The sequence below is a fragment of the Shewanella sp. NIFS-20-20 genome, from assembly GCF_019209865.1.
Classification (GTDB): domain Bacteria; phylum Pseudomonadota; class Gammaproteobacteria; order Enterobacterales; family Shewanellaceae; genus Shewanella.
This window is the reverse complement of sequence record NZ_JAHUTT010000022.1, coordinates 14,139-30,138: the sequence shown is the minus strand read 5'-3', so window position 1 is coordinate 30,138 and position 16,000 is coordinate 14,139. Positions and strand designations below refer to the sequence as shown.

Genomic DNA, 16,000 nt, shown 5'->3' with positions numbered 1-16,000 from the left:
ACGGCTTAGCCAATGGCTTCGAGCCTTGGCCACCGGCATGAATCATTCAGACACCTATGCTGCAGATAAGCTTTATATAAGCCGCTAGCGATATCGCCGCAACACCTCAGTCAAACAATGATGCGTTTAAAACCCATTACATTGCCTTGGGCTGCGCGGCTCACCTAGACGGGCAGCATTAACGCTTTATACATACCACCAGCGCATTGCCGGAATGGCCATCCCAAGGAATAATGCGTTCAAAATCATGTTCAAACAAATGTACCTCAAAATATGGCTGCAAGAGTTGCTCTAGCTCACTGAAGTTAGTGGCTGCCATAGGATGTTCGTCTTGCCACATCTCTGTCGCTAGGCTCATGGGCGATGTCGTTAGCGGTGTTCGGCTAATCCGCAAATTTAACGCCTGAGTGTCGCCCTCGCCGCGATAGTGCCAGCTGGATTCAAACTCGAATTGATGTTGCTCAAATTCCGTCCGATGCCGAATAAATGAGTCGTTGTTTATCTTATTTTTATCCACTGAATTAAAACAAAACATGCCTCCGCAATTGAGCGCGGCATGCACTTGCTTGATGCACGCTAGTAACCCTTGGCGATGACCACTGTAGTGGATGGAATATAAAAAACAGGTGATAAGATCTAACCGCTGTTCGACCGTAAAGTTCGTCATATCTTGGCGGCTAAATTCAGCTTCTGGGCAGCGAATATTGGCCAAATCAAGCATGGGCTGGTTTAGATCTAAGCCGCTCGATTGGTAACCAAAATCAATAAAATGACGCACATGGGGACCCGTACCACAGGCGAGATCCAGATGCTGTTTACCTTGATTGCCAAAGAGTTGATGCAAACGAGCGACACTTTGACTTTGGGCATGATAATCAATATCACGGCACATTAAGTCATAGTAATGAGATAAATCAGTGTATAGCGCATTAGTGGAGATAGTCACAGCTTGTGCTCAAGCCAAATTCGGGGCGCGCATCATATATCACTTTAGCCGAATCCAGAAACAGAGATTACCGCCACTGCGGCTAACAACACATAAACAAGCAGATCCTGAGCCTCGAGGGCTCGCTACCAGCATCACACGCTGACTTGGCGGATGCTCACTTAATGATCATGCTGCGGCGCCCCATCACAAATGGGGTAATAATCGCCCTTTTCAGCCACAAAAATATGCTGGGCTATGCTGACATCCGTCTTATCATCGAAGGCGCCTAAGGCAACGCCTATCCATTGATGCTTTTGAGTATCTAGCGGATCAAAAAATAAGCTGGAGCCGCAATGACTGCAAAATCCGCGACGCACTTTTGCCGACGAGTGAAACCAGGTGAGGTTTTCTATCCCTGTGATGGTTAATGCGGTGCGAGCCACCTCGGTGCTGGCCAACACATGGCCGGTCCATTGACGACACTGACGGCAATGACACATATCTGCCGCGCCTAACTGACCGCTAATACTAAAACTTACGCGTCCACACAAACAACGACCTTGATACATATTGCCTCACTTTTTCCCATAAAAAACAGTAGTTCGAATTAACCCCGCGGCGGGTTGGCGCGGCGCATGGGTTTGGCGCTCGGTGTCGCTCGCGCGCCCCTGACTACCCCGCTTAACGCCCACAAGCCCATGAGACAGTGAGCAAGTGAGCAAGTGAGCATTACTGGCGCCCGAGGGCTTGCAAGCGAGCGGTAGCATCAGTATCACCTTGCTCGGCCGCCAACTGATACCAATGTTTGGCTTGTTGCAAATCTTGCTCAAGCGCTGCCCCGGTCTCATAAAAGCGACCTAAAAAATACTGGCCGATAGGGTGTCCTTGCTCGGCTAATGCCATGGTCCACGCTAAGGCACGTTGGTCATCTTCTTCTGTCCCTTCGCCATGCCAGTAGTATTGGATCAACACCACTTGTGCATCGAGATAGCCGTTCATTGCACTGGTTAAAAACCATTGATAACTTTCTGCCTGATCTTGTTGACAGTATTGGCCCTCATCATAATAACAACCCAATAAGAATTGCGCCTTACTGTGGCCATTGGCAGCGGCGAGTTTAAGCCATTCAAAACCTTGGTTGGGCTCGTAAACGGGACCGTCGGCATCCAGCATAAAATCAGCCAAGGTTAATTGTGCTGCCACTGAATCATGTTCAGCGGCCGCGCGTAACCATTGCATCCCTAGGTTAAGGTCAAACTCAGGGGTATCGTCATCCAAATATTCAATCGCTAACTGAAACTCTGCTTTAACAAATCCTAGTTCAGCCGCTTGCATGAGCCATGATAGCCCCTGGGCTCGATTGGCGAGCTCATGGTCGCTCAAATACAAACAAGCGACCTCATATTGAGCCTCAGCATCCGCTTGTTGCGCCGCCTTAGTGAACCAATAAACGGCCTCAGTGAAAGAGGGCTCGACGCCCTTACCATCACGGTAAGCTAAGGCCAGATTATATTGTGTATTGATATCCCCAAGCTCTGCAGCTTGCTTGGCCCAGTGAAAATATAAGGTGCAATCTTTGTTCTCGGAGTCGTCATCATAAATTTGGACCAACATGAGTTGTGCGGCTAAATTATCCTGCTCTGCCGCACATTGATACCAAGATATCGCCTGTTCAATATCGAACTCAAGGACATCGCCATTAAAATAACAATGGCCAAGATTAAGCTGCGCCTTTTGATAGCCTTGCTCGGCCGCGACCCGAAGTAAACCCACTCCGCGCTCAGGATCCTTGGCGATGCCTTCACCACTGATTAATTTTACCCCCAGATGATAGTGGGCCCATAAATCTCCTGAACTTACCGCTTGCGGCAACCACGCCATCGACGCCTCATCGTCATCGACTTCAAACCAATAACACTTAGCTAAATAAGCACTCGCATTCGCAAACCCTTGCTCGGCCGCTGAGTGGTACCAATGTAAAGCGCGGTCAATATTCTTGTCACACCCTCGCCCCATCTCATAAAAAAAACCGAGATTACACGCCGCATTAGGGTTACCAAGCTCGGCCGCTTGTTGGTAGAGCTCAAAGGCCTGAGCATCATCTTGCTCGACACCTTCGCCAGATTGATAGAGGCTACCAAGGCAGTTAATGGCTCTGGGATCTTCCTGTTCAGCGCCCTGTTGGAACCAAAAAACCGCCCGTTGATAATCCTCTAATTGCCCCTGCTTTTGGTAATAACACCCGAGGGCAAATTGACCATCCACATCATGACGTTTAGCCGCTTCTGTCCACCAAAATAACACCGCCTCTTGATGGTCTTCTTCCTCTGGCAGCGTTTGATAAAACTGAGCCAAATTAAATTGCGCGTCGGGAAAACCTTGCTCGGCCGCACGTCTAAGCCATAAATAAGCGAGATAGTCATTCTTGTCGACGCCCTTGCCGACAAGATACGCACGCCCTAAATTATTCTGGGCCCAACTATTCCCTTGTTTCGCCGCGCGGCGATACCAATAAATAGCCTGCGTTAAATCCTGCTCAACCCCATCCCCATTAATGTAGGCCAGGCCTAAATTATACTGACCCCAATCATGGCCTAATTCTGCGGATTTTAAATACCACTCACACGCTACAACCCTGTCAGCGTCAATGCCAATCCCTTTGCTATAGGTGTAACCAATCTGGAAAATGGCATTGACATCCCCTTCGTTTGCCGCCTGATGAAACCACTCCAGCGCAGTGGCCGTATCTGGCTCGACACCGATGCCGTCGCGGTAATAAAAACCGAGTTGTACCACGGCGTCGAGCACATCGGCCTTAGCCAACTGGCGGATCAAGTCAAAGGCACGCGCTTCGTCTTCTTCGACACCGAGTCCATAGGCATAGCAGTTAGCCACCCGCAGTAAACCGTCCTTGTAGCCTAAGTTCGCCGCCTGCTCAAACCACTGAAATGCTAACTCCAATGATTGTTCAACCCCAACCCCCTCACTGTACAGCTCGCCTAATCGGATGATCGCAGGGCAATAAGACTGCTGCGCCGCCGTGGTATACCAATAGACAGCCTCATCCATACTGGCATCACACCCCAGCCCTTGCTCATAGCATTTGGCAAGGCAGTGCTGGGCATAGGCATCGCCTTGAACCGCGCCCTTCGTGAGCCATTTAGCCGCCTCAGGCTCATTAACCTCGACACCTTGACCTGTGATATAGAGATAACCAAGAAACCCTTGGGCACAGGCCAATCCTTGTTCTGCCGCTTGACGGGTCCAGCGCACCACGGTCAATGGATTGCTTTCAAGCCCGTGGCCATAATGGATTAACTGGCCTAAGGCAAATTGCGCCAGAGGATAGTCTTGCTCTGCGGCTTTCGCATACCAATAAGCGGCATATTCGAAGTCTTGCGGGGTATCTTGTCCCTGCTCATAAATAAACCCGGCTTGATATTGAGCTTGAGCATCACCAGCGTTGGCGGCAGGGAGTATGTCTTCGAGCAATTCAATGTTATCGGTATCGTCTCGAGTAATATTTGAAGAATTATCCATGCAATCCAGTTCCGATTAAGCCAACCTACGTCAGATTGACAGCTCAGCTTGCCGAGCAAAAGTAAATCAGCCGTTAGCGCCACGTTAACAACCATGAGTTCGAGTGCATAGCCTACCCATTTTGCGCGCAAAAAAAAACCACCCACATGGGGGGGGCGCAACGGCATCGCACCATAGTGGATAACTACCGCACTGATTCATCACTAGTCTGATGGTGTCGCAGCCATCAGCGCCGCCGCCCAGCCCCTACAGCCTTGTTTGAGATAATTGCGGCAAGTCTCGCGCTTGTTCGCGTAAATAATCCATGCCTGATAAAAAGCCACTGAACATTTTTAGGGCGATAAATTGGCCCTTGTCCGTAGTGAGGTAATCTTGACCTTGCGCGCTAATTGCACCCGCGGCCTTCAAATACAGCATCTCTAAGGGAAACGCCTGCCATAAGCTTTTGCCAGTATGTTGCTTAAATAAGCGATTATCTAATTTACCGTGCCCCATCATGAGCATGAGTTGATGTTGCATTAAGGCTTTAGCATCAATATGTTTGACATAACCGGTGCCTGATTGTTGGCGGTTAATCATGGCAATATAGTCCTCAATGGTAAAACTTGAAATCCTAAACTGCTGACCAAAACGGCCGAACGCGCCCGAGCCTACGCCGAAACAATCTTCACCATCGAGCACGTATTTATTGTCGACGCCTGGGCCAAAGTTACGACTAAATGTCCACGGAAACTCCATGGTGTAATGCGGCTGTAAGGTCTGTTTTACCGCCATAAATTGTGGCCATAAGGCATGCGGATCACCGGCTAAGCAGCCGGCCTTTTTATGGTTTTTGCCGAACCCTGTGGTTAATGGGTACGTGGTGATTTGATCTGGCTGTAACGACAAGGTATGGGCGAGATCTGCCGCCACAGAACTTGGGGTTTGCACCGCAAAGCCGTACATCATGTCGAGATTAACGGTGGGAAATAACTCGATGGCCCTTAGCACATAATCGGCTTGCTGCTGACCCGAACCAAATTTTTCAAAACGCCCTGTGGCTTTCAGGATCCTATCTTCAAAGCTTTGCACCCCAATGGACATCCGATCCACTAAGCCGACTAATCGCTGCGGATGACCGTCGTTAAAATAGATGGGGTCACTCTCACAAGACACCTCTCGGATCTCGGTCAGGCTCTTGATGAGCTCAATGGTATGTACCAACTCATCCTCTAATATTGTGGTGGTGCCGCCACCGATATACACCCGATTAAAACGATAACCTTTAGCCACAACCGCCCGAATTTCTGCCCTTAGTGCCGTAAAATAGTCTCGCGCTAACGCGTCATTAAATTTGACCTTATGAAACGAGCAAAAACGGCACAGCGTATGACAAAAAGGGATATGAATATAGAGGGTTTCAATCGGGGTGGATGGCACGTCATGTTGATATTCGAGCTCAAGCCGAGTGCAATCTTTTAGGGATAATGACTGACGAATACTGTGTGCCATTACAGTGTCAAGGGCATCGGTAGCGCCCCAGAGTAAGCGATCTGAAAATGAGCTTTGCATAATTAGTATTCCCTGACTACTCAATATATTAAGCCATCAAGTGGGCTCAATTATTAAGCTATCAGAGTAAGCAATTTACGCGGATGAAACTGTCGTCTATCGCCAAGATTTTGGTTTTATTTTCATCGATTATCTAATCTGCCAACCAGTGCACAGATTAACAAAATCTCATCAACTATTTGATGTGCAAGCCATTGCCGTCACGGTGGCGCAAGATCCGCACGCTGAAAACCTTAGAATGGCTACAGCCAAGCACTCACACCATTAAGGGCTTGGCTGCGCTAACGTTAAATGGATTTCACCTGATGATAGGCAGTATTACCCCATCCCACTAACTTACCATTATTAAACACTAAGGGCGTGCACTCATCCATGGTGGTTTTGTCATCACCATGGCGTCTTTGGGTGCGATAAAACAATACTTCCACTGTCTTGTCCCCGTCAGGATAAGCCTCACTAAAATCGGCTAAGCCCATGCTTTGTTTGACTGATTCAAGGCTCGCTCCAAGTGATAAATTGGCAATATGGTCTCGATTTTGACGTTCTTGTTGTTGCCAACTGGATGACTGGCCGCTGGCGTAACCTGACTCATCTCCGCCCAAATTGATGACACAACCGCTTAGCCCTAAACTCAAACCTACGGCAGTTAACAGTGGAAATCGTGTTTTTTTCATTATTAGCGTCCTTATTGAATTAACTATCCCATTCAGTTGGCTGAATGACTCATCGACAGATAAAGCAAATAGAGTGCCAGAAATTAAGATACTGATTTTTATGATAAATATTAAAAAACAATATTTTCGCATTAGCTATCTCACCAATAGCTAACAAATTTAACCAATCAGTTGCATTGGGTTGTTAACAGTTAACGACATAACAATGGGCTCATCTGAGCCCATTGGTGTACCCTATCGCGATTAGAACTTAACCCCAAGTTGTAATGCGGCGCCGATGGCATCCTCACCACCAAACTGGGCAGCCAAATCTAAGGTCACCACATCAAACGGCGATGCGCCAATACCGACACTAAATTCATCTGAGTAGTGACCCGTCATATCAGTCCGGTAGCCGCCTCGCAGCTGCACTTGTTCAAAAAGGTCGAACTCGGCACCGAAACGAGCCCACTGACGTGGTTGCATAAATGCCTCGGGATTATTGTCGAGCACGAATGATTTATCTTCAATCAAATCAATGTCTAACGCCAAAGTAAATCCCAAGGTTTGCATCGCAATGGCAGCCGTTACAGTCGGTTCTATACGGAGACGCTCGTTGGCCACATTAACAAGTTCATGCGCGATTAAATTACGAGCCACTAAGCCCACTTGCAGCGGACCGACGGCGCCATGAACCCCAAAATCAAGGTTAGCGCCAGTGGTATCTGTCATATATTGATCATCGAAATAATCATCACTGTCGTAATTGTTGATATTGGCTCGATACACATAGCTATCAAACCGTTGCAACTTAGGTGTGACACCAAGCGCTAGACTCCCAATCACAGGCAAAGAGACTTGAGTCGCCACACTCACCGCTAACTCACTCACCACCACCGCACGGGCAAGCCCTTCAGAGCGGATATTTTGTTGATCAAACTCGCCCGTGGTCAAGGCGTTATTAATCAGGGTTTCATCTTGCTTGGCAAAGCTAAAATCCCCCTTGGCCCATACTTGGCCCCCCATGCTAAATCCGATGGCTAAGGTGTCGGAGGGGAGATAAAACGCTAAATCCAGCCCACCTTCACCATCGATTTGGCTCGAATCGAGAGCTTTTAAATCGGCGACCAAAGCCTGCGCTTCTGCCGTTGGCGGGTTGCTGAGATCGGGGTTCGCTACCAAGGACTCAAACTGATCTAGGCTCAGTTGCAAGGCATCCACTTGATCGATGGTGTCTTGATAATCACTGGCATGGGCACCCAGTGAAAATTTAACATATAAATCATCATCGTCTTGAAATCGAGTCAACAAGGCCGGGTTAAGATTGGCGTGGGTATAATCCCCACTGGCAATCCCCGCACCCGCCATTCCCACACTGCGGGCATCAATTTGTGCGACCGCCATCGTCACAGGTCCTAATGCCAATACCACTGCAACAGCCGATTGTAGTAACTTCATAAAACTCCATTTTTACTTTTCTTTCAATATGATGCCACTAATGTACAACAGCTTATCCCCCTAGGGTTCTCCAGAACTGATAAAAGCGATTAAGATCACAATTAGCTCGGTTCTCGCAAATGCCGACTACATTTAGTTAACATTCATCCTCAAACCCTCTACCATGGCACGGGATTTTGGACAGATAGCCTATAGAGGAGAGGATACAATGCGCGTTTATCTAGTCATGGTAGTGGCCATACTATTGCAGGGATGCTCTGACAATACGCCCCAACAGGTTCAGGTCGTTGCCGAACCTGTGGCCATCGAGTTAACGCCCTTAGCTAACGGTGACTACCACATAACCCTGTATCAAAAACATACTCGCTCCAGCCGTGCCAATTTACCTCAGATGATGAATAACAAACCGCGCATCGCTGAAAGCTATAGCGACTGGATCATGGTGCATCACGATGGTGAATATCGATTTGAATTAGAAAGTCTGCGCTATGCGCTCGATTTAATCACTCATAGCATTGAATTTGATAGCACCATGGACAAAGCAAGCTTGGTTAGTCAATTGGACTATCTCGCGGTCGACTTAACGGCAGAGGGCCATAACGAATTAAGTGAAGCCTTAATCGCCCTCAAGCAAATCAATGGCCTGCAGTTTACCCTAGCTTCCCACGCCAGCAACAGCAATGACCTCCAACTCAGTCAGCCCTTTGAACTGCCGATTGCGGCATTGACCTTGGCCGATAACCCTTACTCGCCAGCAGATGAGCTCCCTTTAATATTCGATAAAAACAACATTATTCCCATGTTTACCTTGATGCTCGTCCGGCCTATTGCACCTTTATTACCCGCTCAAACTTTCGATGCGGCAGATCATCACTGGACCTTTGCAGCCGATCCACTTCGCATAACATTTTCTGAGTCCAGCGATAACGGCGTGTTGAGCGTGACCAATTATTTCACGCCTGAGCATCAACTGCGCAGCAGCCAGTATTCGCATTCAGTCACCAAACGTACTCGTAAAACCATAGGTAGCATGACCACCACCATTTCCACCACCCGTACTATCGAGGGCCAACTCGAGATTACGCCAGTGCTATCTCAGCACTAATCGCGCCGTCCCCCTCACTTCTTTGCTGTTTATTACAGCAAACAAGTAGGCCAGCGCTTGTGCTTCATTTTTAACATGCTACTATTAATACTGTATAAATGAACAGTATTTGCATTGTGAAGATTATTCCGATTTATGCCCGAGCGGGCATTACTGGTTTTGAAAGCCCTGCCGAAGAGTACCGTCAATTGGGTCTCAAACTCGATGAGCTCCTCATTCAACATCCAAGTGCCACCTTTCTCGGTATGGCGGCGGGTCACTCTATGGAAGGCTTTGGTATTTTTGATCACGATATTTTGATTGTTGATCGCCACGTCAGTCCACAACAAGGCGATATCATCGTTGCCAACTTCAATGGCGAATTTGTCTGCAAGCAACTGGATAAACAAAGGCGCATGTTGTTATCAGCCAATCAAGCATGCCAACCGATGGTGATCCATCATTACGACCAATTCTCAATTGAAGGCGTGGTCACTCGTTCAATTCGTTGTCATCGGCCGTGTCGTTTATGTACGGACTAATCGATGCCAATGCCTTTTATTGCAGCGCCGAGCAAGTGTTTAATCCCGCATGGCGCAATAAAGCCATCATAGTGTTATCCAATAACGATGGCTGTGTTGTCGCCGCGAATCGAGCGGCTCTTAATGCTGGGATTAAAAAGTTTGTCCCTTATTTTCAAGTGCGGGATCTCTGCCAACAACACGGGGTCATTGCCCTTTCCTCTAACTATGAACTTTACAGTGATTTATCAGCAAAAATGATGCAAGTGATCAGTCGTTTTGCTCCTGAGCAATTTATCTATTCGATTGATGAGTCCTTTGTTTCGTTTAAGCGTAGCTTCCCTGCGATCCCTTGCCTACTCACTCAGGGACAACAGATCCGGCGTACCGTCTGGAAAGAGTGCCGCTTACCCGTCTGTGTCGGCATTGGTCCCACGTTAACCTTGGCCAAAGTAGCCAATCACGCGGCAAAAAAAATCGAAGGTTATCAAGGTGTTTGTGTGATTGATAACGACAATGAACGCATCAGCATATTACAAAAAATGGCCGCGGCAGACGTCTGGGGGATCGGCCGACAAACCAGCAAACGGCTCGCCTTAATGAACATCAAAAGCGCCGATCAACTGGCAAAAATGCCTGCCGGTCTCGCCAAAAAACAGTTCAGTATTGAAATAGAACGTACGGTGCGTGAACTCAATGGTGAAGAGTGCAAACAATTTGATGCCGCTAGGGCTGATAAACAGCAAATTTATTCTACCCGTAGCATGGGTGAGCGGATCACTACCCTCGATCAACTGCGACAAGCCCTATGTAAGCACACCGGAATAGCGGCGACCAAAGCTCGCCGTCAAGGCTCATTATGCCAAGTCATGACCATTTTTGCCGCCAGCTCCCCCTTTGATGATCAGCCGGTGAGCCTGCAAAGCACCCTTCGTTTCGCCTGTCCGACGCAGTGCAGCCTTGAGATGACTCAAGCCGTGTTTGATGCGGCCCCTCAGGTGTTTAAGCCTGGCGTGCGTTACTACAAAATTGGGGTCGGTCTGCTAGATCTCGTCAATGAGCACCAGTTGCAATTAGATTTATTCAATCCCCCGAGTAACAACCCAGCATTAATGAAGGTATTTGATGGGGTCAATGGCAGGTACGGTACTGATACTTTATTTTTAGCGGCGCAAGGGATCCATCCTAAATGGGGAATGCGCCGACAATTACTCAGCCCTCAATACACTACCCGCTGGCAAGATATTCCACACATCAAGTGCTAACACCTTAGGCCGCCCCACGCCATTGGCCTAAAAAAGCGCTGGCACCCTGACGACGCCGTCAGGTGCCGTCAGGTGCTCTTGGCTTATACCAAAAAGGATAAGTAGGTCTGCAGGATAATGAGGTTAACAATATCGATAAAGAAAGCGCCGACAATTGGCACCACCATAAAGGCTTGCGGCGAAGGACCATAGCGATTCACAACAGAGCCCATATTCATGACCGCCGTCGGCGTGGCACCAAGGCCAAAACCACAATGGCCACCGGCGATCACGGCCGCGTCGTAATGACTACCCATGACTTTAAAGGTCACCAAATAAGTAAACACACCGATGGCAACCGATTGCACCGCCAAGATGATCAAAAATGGCACCGCCAAATCAAAAATGTTCCACAATTTCAGGCTCATCAATGCCATGGCTAAAAACAGGGACAAGGAGACAGTGCCAAGAATATCAATGGTCTCTGTGTCTATGGTTTTCAGCTTAGTCGCTTCAAACACATTGGTGATGATCACCCCCATAAATAACGCATAGACGAAATCAGGGATAGTCAACCAAGCAATCTCGAAACTCCCCACCCACTGCTCTAAGTATTTGGCCCCATTAATACAGATCAGTAAAATGAATAACACTTCGATGACTTTTTTTGCCGTGACCTTATCTTCTTCGTACTCGTTATAAGTCACCACTTCAGGATGTTTAGTCCGGGTGCGTTCGGCGCTGCCATATTCGGATTCGAGCTGATGCTTATCAATCAAGCGCTGAGCGACGGGGCTACCAATAATACCGCCAATGATCAGACCAAACGTGGCCGACGCCATGGCGATTTCTAAGGTGTTATGTAAACCATAGACGTCTTCAAGGGTCTTAGCCCACGCCGCCCCCGTGCCATGGCCACCTGATAGTGTAATGGAACCTGCGATTAACCCCATTAAAGGGTCTAGCCCAAGTGCCGTTGCCAGCGATACCCCAATGCCATTTTGTATCACAATAAATAACGAGGCCACGCCTAAAAACAAAAACACCTTAGCGCCACCTTTTAGCAACTGGGTGTAATTAGCAGATAAGCCAACCGTGGCAAAAAACATCAGCATAAAGGTATTTTGCAAAGGCAAATCGAAGGTCAATTCAATGTGATTAAAATGCAATCCGGTGATGATACACGCCACCACCAATCCGCCGACGATGGGCTCTGGGATATTGAATTTTTTTAGAAAAGGTAATTTAACTTTAATTAGATGCCCGATAAAGAGCACACTGATAGCAATCATAAATGATTCAAGTGCACCAATGGTATAAACATGGCTCATAGTTCCTCTCTTTTTTGGGTATCTTTCCTATCTCATCCTCCTTAATGATCCAATAACGATGACATCCCTAATCACAATTCATTTACATTAACGTCTTGGTCTCCCTTGCGGGGTAGTGCGTCCCACGACACTTAACCAATCTTTTAAAGAGGCGCTTATGCAAACATGAAAGCCAACAGAATGACAATTAATAGAGCAATAATCAGATCTACATCGAAAAACGAACAGAAACATATGTTAAATCGGGTAAAAAAATAGTAGCAAATGAACAAATACCGCTAACGCCAACCGCCCGTCAGAAGGCAAACAATCCATTAGAGTGTAGATTGTTTACGCAAAATTAAGATCAACGAGTGGAAGAATAGACACCTCATCGAAAGAAATACTTAGATAACCAACGACTTGATAACAAATAAAATGGCGGGCAACGGTAGTCGAGCAAGGGCTAACTACCGCCGTGCAAACCGAGTTCACTTACACCGAGACTTCACGGTACAAATGGGCAAACTGCGTTTGATGACAATGGAACAAGTATTGGCGTAATGCGTGCGCATGTTCACCATGAGGCGCAATCTTAAGCACAGTGACGCCCTGCTCTGAACGTACTGATTCGACCGGTAAATCCAACCGCGTACCCGAGGGCAACAATAAATGCAGCAATCGTGAATCCAACACATCTTGTCGGTCGGTTGCGTCTACAGTACGCACAGCCACACCCGAGTTAGACAGAGACAACACTTCTAAAGGAATTTGGTGACGCTCACTATACACCACCAACTCACCGGCTTGAGTCATTCGCCAACTGCGCTCAGCCCCCTTTGTATCGAGAACTTCAGGAATACCAATACTGGGTTGGATCTGCCCCAATTCATCGAGTTGCAACTGCAAAGGGAACCACAATTTATACTGACCAATTTCGGCCAAAAGGGTGAACTTTGCTTGAGAAAAAAGCGAAGATAAACTCAGCGGAACATCGCCCATGGATACCGAGATCGGCACCATCGAAGTATTAGTGGCCGAAGAAATGGCAAACACCTCATTAATACAAGCCAGTTCTTCTTGAGACAAGATGGATTTGAGGGTCATACCAGCCTCCTTGCTGACTATAAAACACTCAGCCACGCTAGCATATAAATGTTAAACCCACAAATAATTGATACAAAATAACTAGATAGCCAAGCCAAAAGTATCACCTGACATTAGCGGGGGAACTATGTCGAATCAGGACATTATCAAAAGCCAGGGGCTAAGGTATCGATAGACCACCGTCAGTCAATCTATCGATAAGTCTTTCGCGTTAACGATATAAGGCGCAAATCTTATTACCGGCAGGATCGCGTAAATAAGCTAAATATAACGGACCGACCCCGCTTTCTCGAGTACCAGGGGCGTCTTCGCAACTTACCCCGCCGTTGGCTAGGCCCGCCGCATGCCAAGCATCGACTTGCTCAGCAGAGCTGGCGCGAAAGCCAATGGTACTGCCATTCCCATGACCCGCTGGTTTGCCATCAATCGGTTGAGTGATGGCAAAAATGCCCGCTGGGGTCATATAAAAACAACGCCCTTGGGCATCGATTGTCCCAGCAGCAATGCCCAATGCACCGAGCACAGCATCATAAAACGCCTTTGATGAATTGATATCGTTACAGCCTAACATCACATGACTAAACATAATCTTCCTTAACAAAGTAAACCAACAAAAATGACACTCGAGCAGTGCCAGCCAATGAACCTGGCCGGCACCATGGTCCGACACGGTGTTAACTAATCCGCTTGAAACTGGCGCGCCATTCGCTGGATATCCCCCAAGCTAACCCCATGACGATTACGGTTAGCGCATAGGATTTGATGCGCGCTATCATTGGGCTCGCCTATCAACACGCAACGAACCTGGTATCCCAGCGCACGAGCCGCGGCATCGTAAGCCATATACTCCCACGCGGCCAAGTTGGTATTATCACAAATGACAATGGCTTGCTGTTTGGCTAAAGCCCAAATAAATTGAGTGAGATTGCGTTGATGATATTCAGCCAACTTGCTGCGTTCAAACCGATAAACCCCGTCACGCATAAAAAAGCTGTCAGTAGAACATAACCCATTACGACGAATAGCCGTCGCCACATGCGGCGGCTGTGACTCAATAAATTGCTCGATCCAATGCGACTTACCGCTGCCGGGTAAACCGCGCATAATAATGGCAAGCCGTGGCGCTGTCGTGGCAGCCAATGGCGGTGAGATAGCAGATAGAGGCATAACGCTCGAGTCATAACATTAGATGAGCTATGATTGATTATGGGCTACGGAATGTCCAGCCAAAATATCAGTGACCAATTGCGGCACTAACTCACTGGCCTTGCCTTGCCAGTGATATTGGAATTCACTGTGATCATCGCGCGGCGCTAAATTAATATTGAGGGTCAATGCCCCCACTTGATTGGCGAGATCGACAAAACCTGCCGCAGGATAAACAGAACCTGAGGTACCAATCGCGATAAAGAGATCACACTGAGCCAAGGCCTGATGAATGCTGTCCATGCCAAAGGGCATTTCCCCAAACCACACCACATGAGGTCGCAATTTCTGCGCCGGTATACAACAAGTGCACACATTGTCAGGGCCTAAGATTTCATTGAGGATAAAAGTCTGCTGGCTCTGAGGACAGCGACCTTTAGCCAACTCACCATGCATATGCAGTACCCTTTTGCTGCCTCCACGCTCGTGCAAGTTATCAATATTTTGCGTCACCAGCATTAACTCACAATCTTGATGCTGCTCCAGCAGAGCTAATGCGATATGGGCGGGATTCGCGGCAATATCCCCTTGGATAAGCTGCTGCCAGCGCGCATTGTAAAAGGCTTCAACCAGCGTAGGATTAGCGGCATAGCCTTCAGGGGTCGCCACCTCTTCAATATGATGAGATTCCCATAAACCATCTTCGTCTCTAAAGGTCTTTACCCCGGACTCAGCAGAGATCCCTGCTCCTGTTAATACCACTATGCGTTGGGTCATAGGCCATTCCTTCGATAGTAAAAATATAGGCTCACGTTGCAGTATGCTGCCATTGATGGCTACAGTACAATGCCACCTAAGTCGGACATCTTAATTTAACATTCAATAAGATAGCAATCCGCAAAGGAATCATGGATAAAAGACTAACAAAGGTTTAAGTTTACTGACCAAGCACATATAATGGCTACCACAAATGAAAAATGAGCCTTTTAGGTTCTGCAATCAAGAGATTTATAATGACAGATGGAAATTTAGCGCTGAAAAAAGCGGGCCTGAAAATCACCCTGCCACGAGTCAAGATCCTGGAATTAATGCAGGCACCTGAAAATCAACACATCAGTGCCGAAGATCTCTATAAAAAATTATTAGAAATTGGCGAAGAGATTGGTTTAGCCACCGTCTATCGTGTACTCAACCAATTCGATGATGCCGGCATTGTGACCCGTCACCATTTTGAAAGCGGTAAAGCCGTATTTGAATTATCCAGTCAACATCATCATGACCACTTGGTGTGCCTAACCTGTGGTAAAGTGATTGAGTTTTCAGATGAGATGATCGAGCGCCGTCAACATGAAATTGCTGCCAAGCATAATATAAAGCTCACCAATCACAGCTTATATTTATATGGTGTCTGCACTAACGATAATTGCGAGCACGCCGACGACTAAGCCAAGTCACTTG

15 protein-coding genes are annotated in these 16,000 nt (G+C 47.6%); 4 read left to right on the top strand and 11 right to left on the bottom strand.

Features of this window, described 5'->3' with window-relative positions:
- Window positions 1–178 precede the first annotated feature (178 nt).
- The 6 genes from KU855_RS08950 to traF all read right to left on the bottom strand — a co-directional run bounded on the left by KU855_RS08950 (window position 179) and on the right by traF (window position 8,130).
- Window positions 179–940: a class I SAM-dependent methyltransferase gene (locus KU855_RS08950; RefSeq protein WP_218529968.1), complete on the bottom strand. Its 762-nt coding sequence runs from the start codon at window positions 938–940 to the stop codon at window positions 179–181.
- 167 nt (window positions 941–1,107) lie between these two features.
- On the bottom strand, window positions 1,108–1,497 hold the full coding sequence (locus KU855_RS08945; RefSeq protein ID WP_218529953.1) for a GFA family protein: 390 nt from the start codon (window positions 1,495–1,497) through the stop codon (window positions 1,108–1,110).
- A 160-nt stretch (window positions 1,498–1,657) separates the two neighbouring features.
- Window positions 1,658–4,468 (bottom strand): tetratricopeptide repeat protein, encoded by a 2,811-nt coding sequence (locus KU855_RS08940; RefSeq protein ID WP_218529952.1) that lies wholly within the window; start codon window positions 4,466–4,468, stop codon window positions 1,658–1,660.
- A 246-nt stretch (window positions 4,469–4,714) separates the two neighbouring features.
- On the bottom strand, window positions 4,715–6,019 hold the full coding sequence (locus KU855_RS08935) for a coproporphyrinogen III oxidase family protein (RefSeq protein ID WP_218529951.1): 1,305 nt from the start codon (window positions 6,017–6,019) through the stop codon (window positions 4,715–4,717).
- Window positions 6,020–6,306: 287 nt separating this feature from the next.
- Window positions 6,307–6,693: a DUF3192 domain-containing protein gene (locus KU855_RS08930; protein ID WP_218529950.1), complete on the bottom strand. Its 387-nt coding sequence runs from the start codon at window positions 6,691–6,693 to the stop codon at window positions 6,307–6,309.
- A gap of 243 nt (window positions 6,694–6,936) precedes the next feature.
- Complete coding sequence (gene traF, locus KU855_RS08925; protein WP_218529949.1) at window positions 6,937–8,130, bottom strand: conjugal transfer protein TraF; 1,194 nt, start codon at window positions 8,128–8,130, stop codon at window positions 6,937–6,939.
- A 208-nt stretch (window positions 8,131–8,338) separates the two neighbouring features.
- Between traF and KU855_RS08920 the strand changes: the two genes are divergently transcribed.
- The 3 genes from KU855_RS08920 to KU855_RS08910 all read left to right on the top strand — a co-directional run bounded on the left by KU855_RS08920 (window position 8,339) and on the right by KU855_RS08910 (window position 11,000).
- Window positions 8,339–9,235, top strand: a complete 897-nt coding sequence (locus KU855_RS08920) for a hypothetical protein (RefSeq protein ID WP_218529948.1) — start codon at window positions 8,339–8,341, stop codon at window positions 9,233–9,235.
- Between the two features lie 116 nt (window positions 9,236–9,351).
- Window positions 9,352–9,756, top strand: coding sequence for a translesion error-prone DNA polymerase V autoproteolytic subunit (locus KU855_RS08915; RefSeq protein WP_218529967.1), 405 nt, complete (start codon window positions 9,352–9,354; stop codon window positions 9,754–9,756).
- Window positions 9,744–11,000 carry a Y-family DNA polymerase gene (locus tag KU855_RS08910; RefSeq protein WP_218529947.1) on the top strand — a complete coding sequence of 419 codons (1,257 nt, stop codon included), beginning with the start codon at window positions 9,744–9,746 and terminating at the stop codon, window positions 10,998–11,000. The genes KU855_RS08915 and KU855_RS08910 overlap by 13 nt, the downstream gene beginning before the upstream one ends.
- A gap of 83 nt (window positions 11,001–11,083) precedes the next feature.
- On the opposite strand, the gene gltS is transcribed toward KU855_RS08910, so the two are convergent.
- The 5 genes from gltS to cobB all read right to left on the bottom strand — a co-directional run bounded on the left by gltS (window position 11,084) and on the right by cobB (window position 15,319).
- The gene (gene gltS, locus KU855_RS08905) at window positions 11,084–12,310 is read right to left on the bottom strand and encodes a sodium/glutamate symporter (protein WP_218529946.1); all 1,227 of its coding nucleotides are present in this window, start codon (window positions 12,308–12,310) and stop codon (window positions 11,084–11,086) included.
- Between the two features lie 474 nt (window positions 12,311–12,784).
- Window positions 12,785–13,396 (bottom strand): hypothetical protein, encoded by a 612-nt coding sequence (locus tag KU855_RS08900; RefSeq protein WP_218529945.1) that lies wholly within the window; start codon window positions 13,394–13,396, stop codon window positions 12,785–12,787.
- Window positions 13,397–13,607: 211 nt separating this feature from the next.
- Window positions 13,608–13,982: a VOC family protein gene (locus tag KU855_RS08895; RefSeq protein WP_218529944.1), complete on the bottom strand. Its 375-nt coding sequence runs from the start codon at window positions 13,980–13,982 to the stop codon at window positions 13,608–13,610.
- Window positions 13,983–14,074: 92 nt separating this feature from the next.
- On the bottom strand, window positions 14,075–14,563 hold the full coding sequence (locus KU855_RS08890) for an AAA family ATPase (protein ID WP_218529943.1): 489 nt from the start codon (window positions 14,561–14,563) through the stop codon (window positions 14,075–14,077).
- A 27-nt stretch (window positions 14,564–14,590) separates the two neighbouring features.
- The gene (gene cobB, locus KU855_RS08885) at window positions 14,591–15,319 is read right to left on the bottom strand and encodes a Sir2 family NAD+-dependent deacetylase (RefSeq protein WP_218529942.1); all 729 of its coding nucleotides are present in this window, start codon (window positions 15,317–15,319) and stop codon (window positions 14,591–14,593) included.
- Window positions 15,320–15,555: 236 nt separating this feature from the next.
- Here cobB and fur point away from each other — a divergent pair, with 236 nt between their 5' ends.
- Window positions 15,556–15,987 (top strand): ferric iron uptake transcriptional regulator, encoded by a 432-nt coding sequence (gene fur / locus KU855_RS08880; RefSeq protein ID WP_218529941.1) that lies wholly within the window; start codon window positions 15,556–15,558, stop codon window positions 15,985–15,987.
- Window positions 15,988–16,000 lie beyond the last annotated feature (13 nt).

What these genes read in the sequence shown, in the direction of transcription:
- KU855_RS08890 (WP_218529943.1), bottom strand. Translation starts at nt 14,563, where the DNA reads ATGCCTCTATCTGCTATCTCACCGCCATTGGCTGCCACGACAGCGCCA.
- fur (WP_218529941.1), top strand. Translation starts at nt 15,556, where the DNA reads ATGACAGATGGAAATTTAGCGCTGAAAAAAGCGGGCCTGAAAATCACC.
- KU855_RS08895 (WP_218529944.1), bottom strand. Translation starts at nt 13,982, where the DNA reads ATGTTTAGTCATGTGATGTTAGGCTGTAACGATATCAATTCATCAAAG.
- KU855_RS08935 (WP_218529951.1), bottom strand. Translation starts at nt 6,019, where the DNA reads ATGCAAAGCTCATTTTCAGATCGCTTACTCTGGGGCGCTACCGATGCC.
- cobB (WP_218529942.1), bottom strand. Translation starts at nt 15,319, where the DNA reads ATGACCCAACGCATAGTGGTATTAACAGGAGCAGGGATCTCTGCTGAG.
- traF (WP_218529949.1), bottom strand. Translation starts at nt 8,130, where the DNA reads ATGAAGTTACTACAATCGGCTGTTGCAGTGGTATTGGCATTAGGACCT.
- KU855_RS08940 (WP_218529952.1), bottom strand. Translation starts at nt 4,468, where the DNA reads ATGGATAATTCTTCAAATATTACTCGAGACGATACCGATAACATTGAA.
- KU855_RS08910 (WP_218529947.1), top strand. Translation starts at nt 9,744, where the DNA reads ATGTACGGACTAATCGATGCCAATGCCTTTTATTGCAGCGCCGAGCAA.
- KU855_RS08920 (WP_218529948.1), top strand. Translation starts at nt 8,339, where the DNA reads ATGCGCGTTTATCTAGTCATGGTAGTGGCCATACTATTGCAGGGATGC.
- KU855_RS08900 (WP_218529945.1), bottom strand. Translation starts at nt 13,396, where the DNA reads ATGACCCTCAAATCCATCTTGTCTCAAGAAGAACTGGCTTGTATTAAT.
- KU855_RS08945 (WP_218529953.1), bottom strand. Translation starts at nt 1,497, where the DNA reads ATGTATCAAGGTCGTTGTTTGTGTGGACGCGTAAGTTTTAGTATTAGC.
- KU855_RS08930 (WP_218529950.1), bottom strand. Translation starts at nt 6,693, where the DNA reads ATGAAAAAAACACGATTTCCACTGTTAACTGCCGTAGGTTTGAGTTTA.
- gltS (WP_218529946.1), bottom strand. Translation starts at nt 12,310, where the DNA reads ATGAGCCATGTTTATACCATTGGTGCACTTGAATCATTTATGATTGCT.